This window comes from Chelativorans alearensis (assembly GCF_010993735.1).
In the GTDB taxonomy this organism is placed as follows: Bacteria; Pseudomonadota; Alphaproteobacteria; order Rhizobiales; family Rhizobiaceae; genus Chelativorans; species Chelativorans alearense.
The window spans coordinates 53352-73864 of sequence record NZ_WQNI01000019.1; the positions used below are offsets into that span (position 1 = coordinate 53352).

Sequence of the window (20513 nt, forward strand, 5' to 3'; positions counted from 1 at the left end):
ACAAAAAGATAGATCGTGATGCCGATTCCACGAAAGGCATCACGATCTGGCTGTCAGAACTTGCCGATGAGGTTGAGGAAGGCGCCCTGATCGTTGAAGGTGAGGTCGCGGAGATCGTCGGAGAAGATGCCGAAATTGTAGCCGACGCCGACTTTGAAATTGTCGCCCACGTGCCGGTACAAGGCGACGAGAGCGCCATAATCGGTGGTGTCGGCCTCGGGCATGTGCATGACGCGTCCTTCGAGAAGAAGGTCCCAGCGCTTCACCACGTGCAGATCGGCCCGCAGGATGCCGAGATGCGCCGATGAACGCTGCCATTCCTCCTCGAAGTCCGTTCCATCTCCGATGCGATAGCGAACCTCGCCGATGCGGAAGCCATACTTACCGCCGACGGTAAGCCACGGCATAAGGTCATAGGCGAGATCGGCCGAGAGGATATGGCTGCGCTGAGCCGGTGCATAGTACTCGTCCGTGGCACTGCTGATCACCTGGTTGTTGCCCGGAAGGTCATAGAGCCAGGTGTATTTGAACAGCGCATTAAGCCGGTCGTTTTCGACCGGACGGTAGGCATAGCCGAGGGAGGCCTCGACATAATCGGTGTTGCGGATGGTGGTCCGCTCCGATTGTGAATCGGAAAGCACGGCATCCACATTGGCAAGCAGCCGCCAGTCGGGGTTGGTCTTCCAGCCAAGTGCGGCAGCCAGCAAGTAGGTGTTCTGGTCGCGCGTTTCCAACTCGGAGCGTTCGATCCGCACCTCGCCGCGTAACCGGGCGTTGATCCCCGCCTCCTCGTCCTTGTAGGCGAGGCTGAGCGAAGGCGCGTAGCGGTCGAAATCCTCGCGCGCCTCGGCATTGCCTGCCGTGTCCTCATAGACCGTGTCGTCGCGTACGCGGCCGATCTCAAGACCGCCATCGACGGTCCACTGGGCGTCGGGCGTGTAGGTTACGCCGTAGGTCTGGGTGAGCGACTTGCGGTGGCCGTAGAGGTCGTAATTGCTTTCCGAATAGGCCGAGACAAAATCGTCGATGCGCCGGCGCAAGCCGGTGACGATCGTCCCTTTATCAGTACCGGAGAGCGCATTTCGGTCCAGATCATAGGCCCGGTCAGGGTCGAGCCTGTAGCCGAAGTAATAGTGGTCGTTCTCCGTCGGGTCGTAGGTGATTGCGGCCAATCCCCCAACGCCGTGCGTGCCATAGGAAACTTCGCCATTGACGCCGATCGTCTCGGTCAGGCGGATTTCCGCGCCGATGCCGGCGCGATCGTTGCGGGCAATGTCACCTGACCGGTCGAGCGTGCCTTGCGCAAAGGCATAGACCAGACGGTCGTCGTCAACGCGGTAGTCGGCGCGCACGCCGGCATCGAGCCGGAAGCCGTTGTAGCCGGACTTGCGACCGCGGCGGGCCGTCGGAGACATGACATCGCTGTAACTGACGCCGAAGGACAGCTTCCAGTGCTGGTCATACTCCCAGCTTACGCTGCCCGTGCCATCCCGCTTCACCTTTCCGTCGCCATCCTTGAGGTCGTCATAGGTGAGCCCGAGTGCGACCCGGTCGCTGAGAGCAAGGTCTGCATGGGCGCCCCAGATGCGCCTGTCGACATCGGTTTCGTCGAAAAGAGTGGCAAAGCCAGCCTCTTTCTCCTCGTAGTAGCCGCCGACCGTTCCCTCGATCCCGGCACCGATCTCGTCAAGGGCAACCTGCCCGCGCACGCGCCAGGCTGTGCCGCTGTCCTTGTCCGCATCGGTTTGGCCGGCACCGCCCCAGGTCAGGCCGCCATCGGTGGAGCGCGACAGGGCAAAGCCCCGTCCCTCGGAGCGTGCGACCTCGGCTTCGAGGAAAGTGCGCTCGGAATGGCGCAACTGCAGGTCGGCGCCGACAGCCTTGTGGTCGGAAAGGTCGGTGCTCTCATTGAGCCCGGTCACGCCGACACGGATGTTCTCATTGAGCCAGTGCTGGGCACGTCCGCCATAGACATAGCCATCCAGATCGCCCGCCACCGGTGTGTACTCATACTGGACCGCGAGGTAGAGCCGCTCGCCGCCGAGCGCCCCATTGCGGACGGGGCTGGTCGTGCCGGTCATGGAAGAAAGTGGCCGACGCAGGATGATGACGCCCTGCATGTAATCGAAGGTGTAGTCTTCGCCATAGCGCAGGGTGCTGCGGGAGATCACCCGGCCGGTAACGGGATCCCGGGTTTCCACCCGCACCGTCTCGGAACCCTCGACGATATCCTGCCGCTTCAGGAAATAAGCCGAGCCGCCGGTGCCGAGGAACTCCTCGCGCGCGGGAAGCGTGTCCGGCTGGGCTGCGTAGAGCGTGACATCTGTGCGCCGCTCGCCGAAGCTGGTGGCCTCCTCGGAACGGTAGACGGCGTTGGCCCCGTAAAGCGCCCGGTCGGAACGCAGGAACTCGGTACCGGTGATCACCGTCTTGTAGTTGCCCCACATGACATGGCTGTCGCCGCGCTCCAGCCGCACATAGAATTTGCCCTTCGTCGGTGCGTCCTCGACCATCGAGGAATCGTCGCCATAGACGGGATAGTAGTCGTCCGGGTCGAGCCGGCGCAGGATGTCGCGGGTATTCTTGCCGTCGAAGTCGTCGAAGATTTGATCGAGATCGTCCTCGCCCGTATCGGCGGCGGCCGTCAGCAGATATTCGCCCTTGATCTTCCCCTTGAGGTAAAAAGCCAGCCTTCCCCTGGTGTAGACCTCGTCATATTCGCCGGGGCGGACCGTCTCTATGTCGTCGTCGCCCATGCGCTTGCCGATGGTGAGATCGGCGAGGCCTACATAGAACCAGTCATTGTCGGGGATGTTGATGTCACGCCTGAAACGCAGGCCGCCCGTCTTCGAAGAACCCTTTACCGCCACGTCGACATCGTGCTCGCCAGGCGGCAGGATGCGGCTCACGACGAAGGCCTGATCAGGGTCGACCGGTATGGTCTCACCCAGGGCCTCAACGGTGTAGCCGGGTGGCACGTGGCGGCCATAGACCGTCACTGCCCCGCCGCGCACGGGAATGTTGCGCAATGCCGTGCGGTCCTCGCCCCAGCCGGGAGCGACAGCTTCTTCCTGCGAGTGTTGCGACAGTTCGCGTATTGAGCGCGCAATGGTGAGTGGGCGGGTTTCGTCATAGCGCCCACGCGCGTCATAGACACGCAGCGTATATATGAAGTCCCGCTCCTTCCCGTCCGTGGGCATGATCCAGTCGGCCGTACCGTTGATGGCCACCGGGACCACTGCCATCGGCCGGCCGTCAGCCGGCTCCTCGTCGGTGAAAATGCGGATCTCCGCTCGCTCGATGAAGGCGGGATAATTGGCCGTGGCGAGGAATGTCACCGTCTCGCCGGGCTTGTAGAGCCGTTCGACCGGCATTGTGGAGACGTTGAGGATCGTCCCCGTCTCCAGCCCGTCGAACTTGACCTGGATGTCGACTGCCGAAAGGTCGACATCGGTCTGCCGCTGCCGGTCTACGGGACGCTCGGCAGCAGCCGCTTCCGGTGGTCCGGAAGCAGCGCTCTTGTCGACGGTCTCGCCGTCGACGCTGATCATGAAGGGAATTGCAGGACGGTCCTGAGCCGTTTCCGCTTCAGTGTTCTCGCCGATTGCGAGACGACCAACCGTGCTGTCGTCGAGTGCCTTTCCGCGAAGCACGGGGGAACAGGCCCCGTCGAGGCAGCTGCCCGCCATCTCCGCTTGTGCCGAATCGGCCTGGGTCAGGGCCAGCACGGCGCCGCCGGCAAGGAGGATTGAACGATGCCAACGCACGAGGGACTGCAGCATGCGAGCGCCTCCTTTTTCCATGTCCGACTTCCCGGCCGTCATTGGTCCATCTCCATGCGAGACTCGATCTCCAGCCGGTATCTGCCTCCGTTGCTTCGCCAGCGCTCGGCGATCACATCCTCGATGTGGTCCATACGGGCCTCCGCCAGCTCCGTGTCAGGCCCGAAGTAACTCAGACGGAGGACCGATCGCTCTTCGGAGAGAACGTGGATCAGCTCGTTCATGCCCTCGGCCCAGGCAGGGTTCAGCGTCGTCTCGCCGGGCACAAAGGCATCCTCTCGCAGGTCGAGCCGGACCACACGGCCGAGCGCCGCCCCGAAGTTGAGCTTGGTCATCTTGCCGGCCGTCAGCCGCACCACGCGCGGGTTCTCCGTCGTCAGGCGGTAGCCCGTGGGCAGCGTGCGCGGATCGAGCTTCATGATGAAGTTGGAGCCGATGCGGCTGTCCGGCAGGTCGGCGCAGGCGACGTGGAAGCGGCCATGCGCGTCGGTGGTCACCAGCCAGCCATTGACCGTGGCCATGCGTACGCCCGCCAGCCCGCGCTCGCCGTCATCCTGGTAGCCGTTCAGGTTTCCATCGTCGAACACCTTGCCGACGATGTCGCCGCAGTCGAACACCGGCTCGGCGAGGATCTCCACCACCGCCGTTGCCACTGGCGTGAGGCGCCGGCCTGAAGGATCTTCAACCATCGCCCGGTTGACGTGCTCGCCCGGACCGGCCGAGCTCAGCGCCAGAAGCCGGAGCTGGATCACAAGCTCATTGCCGCCATCGACCTCGAGGCCAGCAAAGCGGATATTCCGCCCAGCAATCTCCGGCGCCACTTCTACTCCGCCAACCGTCGCCGATCCTTCAACGAAACGGAAACCTGCCGGCATCATGTCGACCACCGTCAGATCCGTCGCCCGCGCTGGAGCGTTGTTGGTCACCCGGATCGTGAACGGCGCCTGCTCGCCCCGGCGAATGGAGCGAAGATTGGCGATCTTGGTGGCCGTCAGCTCAGCCGGTGCAGCGGCTGGCAGGCTGATGATGGATGTCGATGCACCCGAGGTCACAATCCCGTCGAATGTCCGCCCGCGTGCCGTCGCCGAGTTGACGATGCCATCGGAAATGCCAGCCGCGCTGGCTATATCGTCCTCGCTCAGCGTGTAGGTGGCTGTGAAGCTGGCTTCAGCTCCGGGCCGCAGTGTGACGGGCTCCGGCGTGAACCTGGACAGGGACCCGCTCGCGGCCCGGCCATTCAGGGTAGGTCCTTCATCCTCCGGCCAGACATTGGTAACAGTCTGCCCGCCATCGTTTGCGATGGTGAAGCTATAGGTCAGCGTATCGCCGGCGCTGGCATGGCCGTCGCCATCGACGTCGTTGAAGCGCCCGGTTTTCTGGATAACCAGACGGGCCGGATCGGGCGGCACGACCGCCGTATCCGGTGGGCTTTCCAACCTCGCGCCGGCTGGGTTGATGCCCGTGGCCCTTGCCGTGTTCTCCACCGAGCCATTGTCGACCTCGTCCTGGCCCGGCGTGTAGGTGGCCGTGAAGGTGGCGCTCGCTCCCGACGCCAGCGTCTGCGCAGCCGGCGAGACGGACATGCCGGCATTCTGGAGCAGCGGGTCGTCCACGGTTACATCGGTGAGCGTCACATTCCCTGTGTTGGTAACGAGGAACGAGAAAGTGATCGTCTCGCCCTGATCCAGCAGCCCGTCGCCATCGTCATCGTCGAGCGTGCCGGTCTTTTCGATCGAGATCTGCGATGTCTGATCCGGTGGGACGATCGCGCTGTCGGGCGAGCTCTCGACAGGAGGGCCGGAAGGCGGTGTACCTCTGGCTGTCGCCGTGTTCTCCACCGAGCCATTGTCAATGTCGGTCTGCGTCGGCGTGTAGGTTGCAGTGAAGGTTGCTCTTCCGCGCGGCGCCAGCGTCTGTGGCCCCGGCGAGACAGAGACATTCGCATTCCGCAGCAGCGGATCATCGACGGTAACGCTGCTCAGCGTCAGCGTGCCCGTATTGATGACGAGGAAGGAGTAGCCGATCGTCTCACCGGGATCGATCAGACCGTCACCATCGAGGTCGTTGAGCCTGCCGGTCTTTTCGATTGAAAGCGCCGGTGTCTGTTCGGGCGGCACCGTTGCCGTATCCGGCGGGCTCTCCTCCGGCGTGCCGGAAGGCGGCGTTCCGGTGGCCCTCGCCGTGTTCTCCACCGAACCTCTATCGATCTCGTCCTGACTTGGCTCGTAGGTCGCCGTGAAGGTCACCCGGCCGCGCGGCGCCAGCGTCTGAGGGCCTGGCGAGATGGAGACATTGGCACTGCGAAGGAGCGGGTCGTCGACCGTCACATCCGTGAGCGTCACCGTGCCCGTATTGGTAACGAGGAAGGAATAGCTGATGGACTCGCCCGGATCGAGCAGCCCATCGCCATCCGAATCGTTGAGCGTGCCAGTCTTGTCGACGATGAGGGCCGGCGTTTGATCCGGCGGCACGGTCGCGCTGTCGGGCGGGCTCTCCAAAGGCGGACCGGAAGGCGGCACACCCGTGGCGCGCGCCGTGTTAGTGACCGAACCATTGTTGATGTCGTCCTGCGTCGCTGTGTAGGTCGCCGTGAAGGTGAAGCTCGCGCCGGGCGCCAGTGTCTGCGGCTCTTCACCGACTGAAACCATCGGATCGTCGACCGTCACGTCGGTCAGCGTCACTGTGCCCGCATTGGTGACGAGGAACGTGTAGCTGATGGTCTCGCCGAGATCGATCAGCCGGTCGCCGTCCGTATCGTTCAGCGTGCCGGTCTTGTCGATAGTGAGGCCGGCCGTCTGGTCAGGCGGCACCTGCGCCGTGTCCGGTGGGCTCTCCACCTGTATGTTCGAGGGGGTGGTGCCGGTGGCGGTGGCGGTGTTCTCCACCTGGCCCGAGTCGATATCGCCCTGCGTCGGCGCGTAGGTTGCCGTGAAGGTCACGCTGCCGCCTGGCGAAAGGGTCTGCGGGCCGGGCGAGACCGACACCTGGGCATTCCGCAACATCTCGTCGTCGACGGTGACGTCACTCAGCGTCAGCGTGCCCGTATTGGTGACCAGGAAGGAATAGGTGATGGTTTCGCCAAGGTCGATGAAGCCGTCGCCGTCGGTATCATTCAACGTACCGGTCTTGTCGATCGACAGCCCCGGCGTCTGCTCGGGTGGCACGGTCACACTGTCCGGCGGGCTTTCCACCGGCGGGCCGGAGGGCGGCGTGCCCGTGGCTGTTGCCGTGTTCTGCACCGAGCCGCTGTCGATGTCGTCCTGCGTCGGGGTGTAGGTCGCGGTGAAGGTGAAGGTGCCGCGCGGCGCCAGCGTCTGCGGCCCCTGATCGACCGTTACCAGCGCATCGTTCACCGTCACATCGGTGAGCGTCACGTTGCCTGTATTGGTGACAAGGAAGGAGTAGGTGATGCTCTCACCAGAATCGATGAGGCCGTCGCCGTCCGCATCGTTCAGCGTGCCGGTCTTGTCGATCTCTATGGCAGGCGAACTTGCGACCGTCACCGTGTAGTCGGCGCAGTGATCCGCATCCGAACAGCTCGGGCCGGGCGCCGGCGGGGTTCCGTTATTGAAAGGATCGCGGCCACCGCCAACGCTGGCATAGTTGACCTGATCTCCCAAAGCATCGGCGGTAAGCTCAACCGGCAGCTCCAAGCTCACCGTGTTGCCCGGTTGTCCGCTTGCAGCGAGAATCTGGTCCGTTACGCAGGTGACGAGCTGGCCCGAGAACGTGCAGCTCCAGCCATTATTCGTGTGCGTACCGGTCCAGTTTGGAAGAATCCCATCGGGAAGCAGGTCGAGCACGGTCACTTCGGCAGGGGCCACGGACGGCGGATTTCCCGTTGCTACGGGGCCGTTATTGGTGACGGTGAGCTGGTACAGGGCGCCGGCATCATCCACCTGCCAGACATCACTTGCAGCGTTGCTGCCTTTCGTGACAGCCAGGCTCGGAGCGAGAACCGTAAGCGAATGGTCCTCAACCTCGCCGTCGGGCGATGTGCCGGTGGGAACGGCGAGGGAGGCCACATCGTTGGAATAGCGCAGGCGAATGTAGCTGACGCCAGGCGTCAGGGTCTCTGGAATTGTCCATGAGAGGGTGGCGTCGGTGCCGGAGCACTGCGCCTCGGTACGCTCGTCCTGATCGAACGTGCCATTGCGGTCGAAGTCGATCCACGCGGCGACCGTGCCTGTCCCCGTACACAGGATCGTTTCAGACAATTGCTCACCGGTCTGGAGCACGCTGATGGTGTAGTTTTGCGGCCAGGCGTCTTCCTCTGCCGCGTTTTCGCCATCGGCGCCATCGGTGTGCGTGGCTTCCAGTTCGGTGTCCGGGCCGCGGCTGCCCAGATAGTCGTTGTTGGGCGGAGCGAGACCGCCTGGATCATAGCTATTGGTGTTCAGATTGTACTGGTTCCCGTCCTCGGGGATATTGTCCGGCTGGAACTCCATGTCGGCGACGAGGTGCATCACCTCGCCATAGCTTGCGGGCGCGTCGCTGAAATCGGCGTAGGGCGCGAGCAGGCCGATAGCGATCGCCGTATTGCCGCCGCCCTTGATCTCGAAATCCATGCTGACGTTGGGAGAGGGCGCATCGAACGCAAGGAACGTCACCGCCGCAGTGCCGTCGTCGGTGCCAGGGCCGAATCGGATGGTCCTGCCGTCAGTGCTCTTTTGCGCCATGTAGGTCCCGGCGCCAGGATTCTTGCGCATTTCGACGGCGAACCAATGCCCATCTGCCGTGGCCTGGACATACTCGTTGCTAGCACCGGTACTGCCGTTGATCGCCTCCGCATCGGCCATAACCAGGCCTTTCAAGGGGAAGGGATCGCCGCCCAAGGTAGCGGTGCAGCTCACCGTGAAGTTCGAGATTCCGCCCCCTCGCATGATGCCGTTGATGAGTTGGTTGCTCGTGCCGGTGCCGCCAATGTTGTAGAGATCATCCAGGCTATCGCCCGACCAGTCGCCGGGGCGATAGGCGAACAGTTGCTGGTTTCCACCGGGTTGGTGGACGATGTTAAGTAGGGTGCATGTAACATCGAGCGAAACGCCTCCCGCGACCTGAATGCTTGCAGAGGTTGTCGTTCCATTATTAAGCGGCGGTCTGCTGGCGCTGTTGTAGGTGGCGGAGTCACCCCAGGTGAGCCACAGGACCTCGTCTCGATAGTCGCTAGCCCCACCTGTCGCGTATTCGGCAGATAGGGCAGGCCCGGAGGCGATAATCGAACAGAGGGCAAGTAGTCCCGCGGCGCGCCTAGACCAAATCATCGTTTCATGGAATCGATGATTTGGTCTAACTCCTTGTTTTGTCGCAATTCCGGACGGAAAACCGGTTTCCACTTTTCCTGGAATTGCTCTAAGTGTCAGAGAGAAAGCGCACGCGCTGATGCGCGGCGAGACCAAATCCATCATTGGATGTCCCCCAAAGTTCGTTACTAGCCGATGACTGGGGGACGGCTGCACTCGCCGATGCTTTCAATATTACTTAACAATATGCCTACTGCTGCACGCTGCAACACAACTACGAGCAGCGCGCGCCCCCTGCAAACCGGATAGTTCTAGCGCGCCGTAGTCAAAATCTTCTGATTCGGTATTTCAGGATATTCGCATCGTATCGAAAAACGATCATAAACTGCGTCTCGGCCGGTCACGGATGGAAGGCTTGTACACCCCAAACCGCGCTCATCCCCTCATCTGTGCGGGTGTCTTGTGTCTGTACTTCTTCATGCTCGCTGTCAGATGGCTCTGGTTCGAAAACCCGGTCAGAAACGCGATTTCCGCGATCGTCAACTCGCCCTTGATCAGGAAGGCCTCGGCGGCCGCAAGGCGCAACTCGATAAGATACCGGTAGGGCGGCATACCGAACGTTTCTTTAAACGCACGGATGAAATGGACGGGTGAAAGGCCGATCAGCGCCGCAAGTTCACGAATCGACAATTTCCGCGAAAAATGCTCGTGCAAAAAATCGCGAACGAGCTTGGCCTTGGCCGGTGCCAAGCCTCCCCTCGGGCCGGTAGCTCGCCTGCCTGACGCACCATATGTTCGCAGGACATGCGCACCGAAAAGCGTAACGAGAGAATCGATCACCAACTCGTTCGCTCCACCAGGCCGCTGCAATTCCGCCTTCATCTCGCGGGCGATACGCAGCGCCCGCTGATCGACCGTTCCGAAGGCGGGCGGCTGCAGCTCCACGTCTGCGAGATCGAATTCCTGTGCCGCCAGGTCAAGCATGCTCGCTGGCGGGATGCCGACGCAGATGTTTTCCCGTGTGGATTGCCAACTGGCCTGACTGTCCCAATCGGCCGGATTGACGACGATCATGCCCAGCGGCGCATCGTATGTCTGGAACTTGTCGCTGCCGAGACGCGCCGTGATGCCGGACGAGGGCGCAAGCATCACAGCGAAGAAGTGATGCTCGGAGACGAAGGACTGCGTTCCAGGCTCGCGGATAGAGTATACGGCGCCGCCACGATAGGAGATGCACCTTGGGCCCACCCCACTGGGTATCACGTCCAGTATACGATGATCGACATGCTGCTTCAGCATCAATGCGCGGCCCCCCGGCGCAAATTTCCGCTCCGCAAACCGCGTCGGAAAAACAAATAAAAAAAGTAGTCCCTTAGATGATTCGTTGAGCTTATATATTCCTAGATGATGGCGATTGCCAGAACGATAGGTGGGCGGCCTGAGCTATGAACAGGTCGCCCGACTTCCAATGTGATGTGGCACGGACCTAGCAGCGCATCGGCTTGCCGGCACCATGCACCCGAGATAGGCACCAAGCCGCGGCTGGATGAAAGTTCAGCGGCAAGGCCTCCCTTTCACCACCCGCGGCACGGGCTGGACCTTGGGACGTAGTTTAACTTTGGACGCTGTAAGCAGTGACGCCGTGAATTTTCTTGTAGTGCTTATTCATGTATCTTGGCACCCACTCGGCAAGTTCATTGTAATTCTTAAACTCGAAGACACCCCAGTTAGGGTCGAAAAATTCCGATTTCTCATTTCCCAATACCAAGCCAACAGCGTGGCCGTTCCCATCCTCTCCGTCCACGGTCAAATAGATGTAGCGACGGTGTTTAAGGCGGGCAGAATTCAGGACTTCGGAAACTCCACCTGAGCCAGTTTTATGGAATTCGTGGTCAATATGCATTCCTCTGCGCGCCAAAAGCCCTTTATCCGTCCCGGCCGCCTCATAATCCAACTGAAGTTCAGCTAGAAATTTTTTAACTCCTTCCTCGTTAGCAAGCCTTGGCAATAATAAATCAGATTTACTGAAATTTTTCTTCAGCCAAAGGGAAACATAGGCTGCACACACACCTGCAGCAGAACTTTCATATTCCTCAACGTATACATTTGCCTCTTGAATACCTGATGTAAATGATGTAATCTTAGGCCTTATTCCCCTATACCTCGGCGCAGGCGTTTCTTTCGAAAGATTTTCGGGGAAATTATCTGTGTACATCTGTTCCGGAAACAATTTCCCAAGCAGTCCTCCCCTGTTTATATTCCCCTTCATTTCAAAATCTTCCAGCGCTATCGCCTCGCTCGTCCTGGCGGCGAGGGACCCGTGCACAAGCGGAATACCGCTCATCATCAAGCCCAGGCCATTACCGAGAATACCGTCAAAGGCGGCCGCCGCGCCCGCGTCGTCGCCGCGCTGCTTTGCCTCAAAGTAGCTTGCGATGCTGGAGCCTTCGCCCCAGGTTGCATCGGCGGCAAAGAGGACAGAACCGAGTTCCGGCCCGACAGCCGGAAGGAACATGGCGGCAAAGGCCGCATCACGCAGAGCATCGTGCGCCACATTCTCCCAATCGCCCCGCACGGCATCGATCCCCAGATTGACGAAATCGCCGACAATGGGGAACCGGGAGAACGCGGTCCTTGCGAGTTCCAACCGCTTTCGCTTCAAACTCTCCAGATTGTGCAGTTGATCCCCATCCCGGCGGTTCTCGAGCAATTTCCTGAAGTATGCGACCGCCGCATCCAGCTTGCGGGCGGAGCCTCCGCCAAGCTCCTCCACCAACCCCTCCAATGCATCTGGCTTGGCCCGGGAGATCAGCGAGATGTCGCCTGAGCGGAGCAGAATTTTCTCCGCCTCAAGCCTGCGGAAGATAGCGGCGGATTCCTTTATATAATTGTTATAATATACACTGTAACTATCATTCAGATTTCTGACGCTCTGCTCAATCTCATCATTATTTATATCCGCAAAAACGTCCGTAGCGAAAAGATGCTTAATATTTTCATCAAATTTACCGTAATTCCCATCCTCAACCAGCTCCCTTAATTCCTCAATCAATTTTCTTCGATTTGGTTCATTTTGTGCGTAATTCAACCTGGACCTAATGCGATCATCCGCGAGTATGTCGATCCACCTCGCGGTTTCCTGAACTGGCTTTAAATATGCCTCAGAAATGTACCCGTCATTCCCGTCTTCATATACATAAGACGTCCATCGCTTCACCTCATCAGCCAACTTATGGCGGTTCTTCTTGGCGATGCCGAGCCACTTACCCAATTCTTCTGCGGCATATTCGGCCGGGTGCGGCCGGCGGAGCAGAAGCAGCTCCTGCTGAAACTCGATTGTCTTCACTACGTAGTTATAATAGGTCTTGAGCAGTTCTTCGCCTTCCGCCGCAAGAATGGATTGGGCCTCTTCCGGCTTCAGCCGACCGAGAATGATGCCGCGCGCCTTCAGGGACGAACGAGCGGCCTCCAAAAGTGCGTCGGATTTTGAGATATCGCCGCCATTTGCCTTCAGTTCCTGGGTGATGGCGGCGAACTTGGCCTGCATGGTGCGTTTGCCTCCATCCGAAGCCGGGTCGAGGCCTTCCGGCAATGAGGGACCGCCATCCGTCAGCCGGATATCGGCCAGTTCGGCCCTCATCGTAATGTGCTCGATGTTGATGGCCCCCTCACCCTCATCGTCGCAAATATGCTTGATATATGCGCCTGCGAAGGTCTCGGCGGCCTTGCGGATATAGTCCTGCAAGGTGCCGTCAAACGAGCCGGAAACCGGATCGACAACTTTCTCCCAGGCGTACTCGTCGTCTCTGAAGTCTGTGTCGGCGAGCCGGCCGGCGAATGTTATCCCTCCCGTGTGCTGAATCGCGTGCAGAATATTTTCTTCAAGACGCACGTTTTTGAAGGTATAGCGCTGCGATATCTTCTCAGCCAGCTTGGCCGCATGCTTGGATATGGCGTCGTAATCGTCCGTATTGTTCCAAGACTTGCTATGCTCGATGGAGAGGGGCGGCCTTCCCAGATCCGAATCCAGCTCAATGGCATGGCCCTCGGGGATCAGCGCGCGCTCAAGATGGGCTGCAAGTGGCAACTCGGCGCTTATCGTTATGTACTTGAAGTCTGCGATAGACGACTTTTCGTTCACCAGAAGATGGCTTGCTATCTCTACGGCTTCCCTTGCCGCTTGGCGAATAAATCTATCAAGGGTTTCTATGCCCCGCGGGCGCCGCTTTACGTGAATTGGTTCGTGTACGTTTACCCCATTCTGAAGCTGAATCGTGAATTCGATTCCTTTCATACCGATATGCTCAAGAATGACTTTTCGAGCGGCGTCATCGAAGCCATCATACTGCTTGAGTACTTTCTCGGCCCACGGTATAGCAAGCTGGTCCTGGATCTTGGTATGCTGTTCCCGGAGCCTATCCAGCGTGTCCGGGGCCGCGGTATCCGCAGCGCTTGCCTGATAGCTCGTTTCGACCTCGCCGACGGTCACGGCATCCAGGGCCGCGGTCGCCTTGTCGTCAGCGTGCCTTCTCTGCCTGTTCTCGGTTGAGGACGCGCCGGCCGGACCGGGCGATGATGCAGCCTCGTCGGCCGGGCCGCCGATGCCGAAGGCGATCAAATGCTCGGGCGGGAAGTCCGTATATTCGTCTTGCACACGGACATTCGCCAGTTCGGCTCTCATCCCTATATGCTGGATGTTGACGTCGCCTTCGCCTTGGGTCTCTTTGACCTCTGTGATGAAACTTGCGGCAAAGTCTTCAGCCGCCTTACGGACATAGTCCTTCAGGGTTCCATCGAACTGGCCGTATTCGATACGCTTCGTGAAGGAATAATTGTTGGGGTCCAGGTCTGTATCGGCAAGCCAGCCGGAGAACGTGATTCCTCCGGTCTCCTGGATCTTGTACAGAATATCTTCTTCAAGTTTCGCGTTCTCAAATTCGTAGTACTGGCATATCTTATTTGCCAGACTGGCCGCGTGCTCCTTTACGTTTTCGTATTCGTCACTTTCTTTCCAGTCCTTATTGTGCTCGATGACGAGCGGACCGCTGTCCAGATCCAGAGACGCTTGCAGCCGGTGGCCCAGCGGGAGATGTGAACGCTCCACCTGGCTCTCCAACGGCAACTTCGCGCCCACGGCGATATAGTCTACGCGAGTGCCGTTACGTTTCTCTCTAAAGTAATCATTCGCTTTTTCTCCCGCCTGTTTTGCAACACGGGAAATATAACTTTTCAGCGTTTCACCAGGCTTCGGTGTTTCCGATATTCTTACCTCGTGCGGTTCATAGAATTCGTAAATATCTTTGACGATGCCGCGAATCCAGAAGGTGAATGTGAGGCCCTCCGCGCCGCGGATATGGTCGAGGATATCTCGTTTGCCACCTTCGCGGAGGTCTCTGTATCGTTCGATTACCTTCTCGGCCCATGAGGAAGCAGCCTCAGCGATGGCATCAACGTCGGTCGAGGTCACGCCGTCAGACCAGCTTTTCGTCGGATGCCCGTACTCGACCATCGCCGTGGGCAGGGAAAGGGTCAAAGGTTTGTCGGATTCCAAATCCCTACGAACCCGCCCTGGCCGCCCGTTGCCCTCACTGGCAGGCGCTTCTTCCAAGGTATCGGCTGCCGTCTGGGGGAGGGAGCCATGAGCGGCCTGGGGAATGCGGGATGCGGCGGGATTCGCGTCATCTACCGCGGAGGCGGCATATTCCTCTTCCTCGTGGTCGGCCTTGTGCCGTTCTGCAAAGTGCAGCGCCTCGATGTCGTCCAGCTTATGGCCATCTGCAATTTCGTTTAAGAGCGTCTCGGCATTCTCTTCGAACTGCTGTCCCTTTCCGGGCTCTATCGTCAGAGACGTCCTGAGCTTTTCCAGGGTTTCCTTTATCCACTCCCCACGCGCAGTGTTGTTGCCGACAAGGCCGGCTATTGCTCCCACTGCCCATCCAAAGGGCGTGTAGCCCCAGAAGCTGGAATTGATACCCTTCGAAGCAGAACGCCAAAAATTCTCCTTGCCGTCAGGCGACGACAGCTCGATCGACAAAAGCTTTTTGCGATCTTTCTTGGCGATGCCGAGCCATTCGCCCAGCCTTTCGGCCGTACTCTCAGCCAGATGCGGACTCCGGCTGATTTCGCTCCCTTGCGACACCCTTTCAACGATGCCACCCATTTCCTTGAGCATCGTCCCATGGGAATCGGCACCACCTCCCCCATCGTCCCCTCCCCCGACAACACTCGGCAACGTGCTCCGATTGATGGGATCTTCAATGAATAGGCCGCCAATTTTATTGAAATTCGAGGGAATATTAATTGTCATAACAATGCTCTACCATGTATAAATATAACAATATTCTGCATATACGCTAGGTTATTTCAATGGGCATCTTATTGCTTAATTTACATAATGATAACAGCTGCAAAACTTTCGTTTATATAAATATTTTCTCCCCAGGCAGGAACGATCAGCCACGAAACTGTTGCTGCGAGATGATGGTTGCCATGTCGCGAAGCCGAAATTCAGGTTCGAAAGCGGCTTGGCTTCCTTCGAACCGTATCGAGCCGGAGGGTGCTGAAGTGGCTGCCGAGACCTATCGGCGCTCCGTTGAGCTGGCCAGGATTGCGAAGTAGCGCTTGTCGGCGATGTCGCGGGTCTGGCAGTGTCGATCGGCCGGGCTGAGGTGGGTCGGCTGCGGATTGTCGAATATGGGGACTGCGGGCACTCATGAATCAGCGGCAAATCCAGGCATTTCGCCTCGTCATGCGTCACGGCTCCATCACCGCTGCGGCACAGGCTCTCAACGTTTCCCAGCCCGCCGTCAGCCGCCTGATTGCAGATCTTGAACGGAGCGTGGGCTTTCGGCTGTTTCTTCGACAGGGCGGCAAGTCGGAGCCGACCACTGAAGCCCGCGAGTTCATTCAGGAAGTGGAGCGAATGTTCTATGGGCTGGACCGCCTTGGGCAGGCGGCTCGCGAGATCAAGGATCTGCGCCGCGCCACGCTCCACGTAGCAACCATGCCGATGGTGAGCTTCGAGATCGTTCCGAAGGCACTCAAGGGGTTCCTGGCCGAGCGGCACGGGATCAAGGTGACCCACAACGTACACACTTCCGCCCGCATCATCGATATGGTCGCGTCCCACCAGCTCGATCTCGGTGTGGCACAGACCCATATCGAGCGCCGCGATGTCGAGTTCCTGGCCTCTTACCGAACCTATTGCGTCTGCGCCTTGTCGCCGGAGCACCCCTTGAGCGAACGGAAAGTGCTGATGCCGCACGACCTGCGCGGTGAACCCCTGGTGGCGCTCGCCCATCACACCGTGACGGCCAACTACGTCACGCAGAGCTTCGCCGAGGCGAATGTGAATCCCGACATCGCCATCGAAAGCCAACCTTCCTATGCCGCATGTGGCCTGGCGGCGATGGGGGTGGGGATCGCAATCGTCGATCCGATGACGCCTCGCGTATTTCGCGAGAGCCTGAGGGTCGTTCCGTTTGAACCGAAGATTCCGTTCGACTTTCACATCGTCAAACCGGCCGATCTGCCCCTCTCCCGCGCGGCGGACGAATTTCGCGTCCACTTGCTCGAAACGTTGTCGTCCTTCTCCGATATCCATTCATTGACATAACTTTTTTGCATGACATCAGGCTGTATTTGTATTTGATTTTATGGGCTCCAGCCCGGACCATGGGCGTCGAGTGGAACCAGAAAAAAGCCGAGTGTCGGGAGTCTGAACGTGAACATCCGTAAGTTTTTCTTCACCGCTTTGGCGGTCGCGGGTCTCGGTGGCGCGGCCCAGGCCGCCGATTTCAACATCCGTATCCACACGCTGGTGAAGTCGCCGCATCCCTATAACGACATGGCCGCATTCCTGAAGGAAGACATCGAGGCCAAGAGCGGCGACAGGATCGCGGTCAGGATTTTCGATTCCGGACAGCTCGGTCAGGATCCGGCCGTCATCAGCGAGGTCGGCCTCGGCACGATAGACATGATGATCAGCACGACCAGCAATGCGGTGCAGCAGGTGCCGGAATATGCGATCTTCACTATGCCCTATCTCTTTTCCGGCATGGACGATGCTCTTGCCAAGGTCGGCCCTGGAACGCCGGTCGAAGCGCATTTCCAGAAGGTATATGAAGATCGCGGTTTGAACATGAGGCTTCTGGCGCTTGGAGCGTCCGGAACGCGCAACCTGTCGACGGCAGCGACGATGGTCAACGGGCCTGCCGATCTCAAGGGTTTGAAGATGCGCACGCCGCCATCGCCGATGGATTCGGAAACCTGGGCCGCTCTGAGCATGCTCCCGGTCACCGTCGCCTGGGGGGAGCTTTACGCCGCAATGCAGACGGGCGTCGCCGAAGCCATGGAAAGCTCGCTTCCAGGATATACGGGCTCAAAGCTCTACGAAGTGGCTCCCAATCTCGCCCTGACCGGCCATACCATCCAGATCAACCATATCTCCATCTCAGACCGCACATGGGGCAAGCTGCCGGAAGAGCTGCAAAAGGTAGTGCAGGATGCCGCCATCGCGGCCAACGAACTTGGCGTGGAGACGGCGACGCAGTACGACAGCGAACTGGTGGAGACGCTGCAGGCCGAACACGGCGTTAAGGTCACCCGGCCGGACACGGCGGCGTTCGTCGAAATCCTAACACCCATCCAGGCAGATCTGGCCGCGGAGCTAGACCTTGGTGAGGAATACGCGCTTCTGAAGGCGCAGTAGAGGCGAAGCGGCGGCACATGCCGCCGTGCCCCTCCGCACGGAAGCCCCTCACATGTTGACCCGCATCTCCAACGCGATCATCAAGGTCACGGAATTCGGCCTTTGGATCGGGTTCCTGGTCCTTGTCGTGACGGTCGGCCTTCAGGTCGGTGTTCGCAACATCTTCAAGCTGCCGCTGATCTGGACGCTCGATCTGGCGCAGTTGCTCTTTTCCTGGCTGATCTTCATCGGCGCGGCGGTCGCCTTTCGGCGCGGCGCCCACTACATGGTCGACATCTGGCCGGAGGACTGGGCGCGCTTCCGCGCCGTGCTGGACATCATTGCGATCGCAGCAGCCGCCGTCGTCATCTACGTACTGATCGTGCATGGATGGACGCTGGTCGATATCCGCCGCACGAGCACTGTGGCATCGCTCGGCATTTCGCATTCCTGGATGTTTCTGCCGATGCCGCTCAGCGGCGGTCTGATGCTGATCTTCCTCGCCGAAGCTGTCCAGGGCATGTTCCGCAAAGGGCCGCGATGAACCCGCTTCTGATCCTCATTCTGTGCTTTTTCGGGCTCATCGCGCTTCGGGTGAACATCGGCTTCGCGCTGATCGTTTCTTCTGTCTTCGTGATGGTCGTTGAAGACCTGCCGCTGACGTCCGTCGTCAACCAGATGTACTCTGGCATCGACAGCTTTACGCTGCTGGCCGTGCCGTTTTTCATGCTGCTCGGCCGCATCCTCAATGCCGGTTCGATCACCGAGCGTCTTCTGAAAGTGGCCGATGCCACGGTAGGCCATGTGCGCGGCGGGCTCGGCCACGTCAACGTGTTCGTGTCGATGATATTTGCCAGCCTGTCGGGCTCGGCGGCGGCCGATACGGCAAGCGTCGGTTCGATCCTCATTCCGGCGATGAAGAAGGCGGGTTACGATCCGGCCTTCGCCGTGGCGCTTACGGCGGCATCTTCGACGCTCGGCGTCATCATCCCGCCCTCCATCATCCTCATCGTCTATGGCGCTTTCGGCAATGTTTCCATCGGTGCGCTGTTCCTTGGCGGCGTGGTGCCGGGAGTAATGATCGGCCTGTTCATGATGGTCTACACGTATCTTCTCGCCATCCGGCACGGCTACCCGGCCAACCCCTTCCCGGGCGTTCGGATGGTTGGAAGCATCGTTGCACGGGGGGCCGCGCCGCTGCTCATCCCGGTCCTGGTGCTCGGTGGCATTGTCGGCGGTTATTTCACGCCTACGGAGGGTTCCATCGTCGCTGTTGCCTGGGCGCTGTTCCTGACGCTCGCGGTCTATCGCGACATACCCTTGCGCGCCATGCCTCGCCTCCTCACGGACGCCGTCATCGACTTCGCCGTGCCGCTCTTCACCGTGGCCGGCGCCGGCATCTTCGGCTGGCTGATCGCCTATCTGGGGGCGGCCGAGATCGTCGTCGACTTCATCACCGGTGTGACGTCGAACCGTTTCGGCATCATGCTGCTTTTGATCGGCTTCCTGCTTTTGATCGGCACCGTGCTCAACCCGATTTCGGCGACCCTCATCTTCCTGCCGATCATCCAGGCGCTGGGCAACCAGGCAGGCTACGATCCGGTGCACCTCGGCGTGCTCAGCACCATCGTGCTTTCCGTCGGGCTGATCACGCCGCCTTACGGCATTTGCCTGCTGATCGCCTCGCAGATCGGCGAGGTGCGGCTCGGCCGCGCCATGCTCGCCGTCCTGCCGATCTGCGGCCTGACGGTGCTGGTGGCCTGCCTGTCGCTCTGGTTTCCCTCGATCGTGCTCGGGCTGCCCAAGTGGCTCGCGCCGCAATTCTTCTAAGCAAAGGACAAGACCATGCCGCACATCAAGCCAAAGGGTTCGTTCGTCGCACTCGTCACGCCGATGAACAATGACGGATCCATAGATTTCGAAGGCTTCCGCACCCTGCTCAACTGGCATGCGGAGAACGGCACCGAGGCGGTTCTCATCATGGGATCGACCGGCGAGGTCTCGATGCTGTCACCGGATGAGCGCCGCGCCATCATCTCTGAGACGGCGAAGATGAAGCCCGGCAGCATGCTCATGTACTACGGCTGCACCGGCAACAACACCGAAACCACCATCAACTACGTGTGCTATGCCAAGGCAGAGGGCGCCGACGGCGCGATTATCGCGGCGCCCGCCTATATCTGTGCCGATAACGAGGCCATCACCGATTACGTTCTGGAGGTCTGCGACGCGGAGGATTTTCCGATCGGCTTCTACAACAACCCACCGCGCGTGAAGACGGACCTGCACTGGACGAACATTCTCGAGATCGCAAAGCACCCCAACATGGTCGTCCTCAAGGAATCGACCACCCGCGTCGGCCAGGTGGCGCAGGTCTGTGCCGCAAAGCCGGACATGTCCATCATGTGCTGCTGCTCGCCCAATCTCGGTCTCGTCATCCCGACCATGGCGCTTGGCGGGGACGGCACAGCCAACATGACCGGCAACATCATCCCGCGAGAGATGGCCGTCATCTCGAAGAAATGGGAGAATGGTGACGACGCCTTCGCCTGCCGCGAAGCGTGGCTCACAAACCTGCCGATGCTGCACTTTGCGTACTCGGCCATCAATCCAGTCGCCGTCAAGACGCTGATGCGTATGGTCGGTCTTCCCGCCGGACCGCTGCGCAAGCCGCTGAAGCCCATTTCGGGTGCCGCCCTTCAGTCAGGCATCGACGCGGTTCATCGCCTCGGGCTTGAAGATCGCTACGGGTTCAAGCTTGCCCACACGGCCATCGCGGCGGAGTAATCGGCCTTGGGC

The 20513-nt window shown here is 59.9% G+C and carries 9 protein-coding genes; 5 read left to right on the forward strand and 4 right to left on the reverse strand.

The genetic code is table 11. The features are described from left to right. Positions 1-53 precede the first annotated feature (53 nt). From GPJ75_RS24030 to GPJ75_RS24045, 4 genes are all read right to left on the reverse strand, one after another. Positions 54-3782, reverse strand: coding sequence for a porin family protein (locus GPJ75_RS24030; RefSeq protein ID WP_246249239.1), 3729 nt, complete (start codon positions 3780-3782; stop codon positions 54-56). Positions 3783-3820: 38 nt separating this feature from the next. Further along, a complete protein-coding gene (locus tag GPJ75_RS24035; protein ID WP_163272156.1) occupies positions 3821-9046 on the reverse strand; it encodes a CshA/CshB family fibrillar adhesin-related protein in 5226 nt (1741 codons plus the stop codon). A gap of 414 nt (positions 9047-9460) precedes the next feature. After that, positions 9461-10324, reverse strand: a complete 864-nt coding sequence (locus GPJ75_RS24040; protein ID WP_163272158.1) for a helix-turn-helix domain-containing protein — start codon at positions 10322-10324, stop codon at positions 9461-9463. A 313-nt stretch (positions 10325-10637) separates the two neighbouring features. Next, entirely contained in the window at positions 10638-15332 is a 4695-nt protein-coding gene (locus GPJ75_RS24045; protein ID WP_163272160.1) for a YopT-type cysteine protease domain-containing protein, read from the reverse strand. 405 nt (positions 15333-15737) lie between these two features. Here GPJ75_RS24045 and GPJ75_RS24050 point away from each other — a divergent pair, with 405 nt between their 5' ends. From GPJ75_RS24050 to GPJ75_RS24070, 5 genes are all read left to right on the forward strand, one after another. Next, positions 15738-16640, forward strand: a complete 903-nt coding sequence (locus tag GPJ75_RS24050; protein WP_281354836.1) for a LysR family transcriptional regulator — start codon at positions 15738-15740, stop codon at positions 16638-16640. 108 nt (positions 16641-16748) lie between these two features. Next, positions 16749-17735 carry a TRAP transporter substrate-binding protein gene (locus GPJ75_RS24055; RefSeq protein ID WP_163272164.1) on the forward strand — a complete coding sequence of 329 codons (987 nt, stop codon included), beginning with the start codon at positions 16749-16751 and terminating at the stop codon, positions 17733-17735. 52 nt (positions 17736-17787) lie between these two features. After that, positions 17788-18258, forward strand: coding sequence for a TRAP transporter small permease (locus tag GPJ75_RS24060; protein WP_163272166.1), 471 nt, complete (start codon positions 17788-17790; stop codon positions 18256-18258). Then, positions 18255-19544 carry a TRAP transporter large permease gene (locus GPJ75_RS24065; RefSeq protein WP_163272168.1) on the forward strand — a complete coding sequence of 430 codons (1290 nt, stop codon included), beginning with the start codon at positions 18255-18257 and terminating at the stop codon, positions 19542-19544. Before GPJ75_RS24060 ends, GPJ75_RS24065 begins: the two co-directional genes overlap by 4 nt. Before the next feature lie 15 nt (positions 19545-19559). Then, a complete protein-coding gene (locus GPJ75_RS24070) occupies positions 19560-20501 on the forward strand; it encodes a dihydrodipicolinate synthase family protein (protein WP_163272170.1) in 942 nt (313 codons plus the stop codon). The last annotated feature ends 12 nt before the right edge of the window (positions 20502-20513 follow it).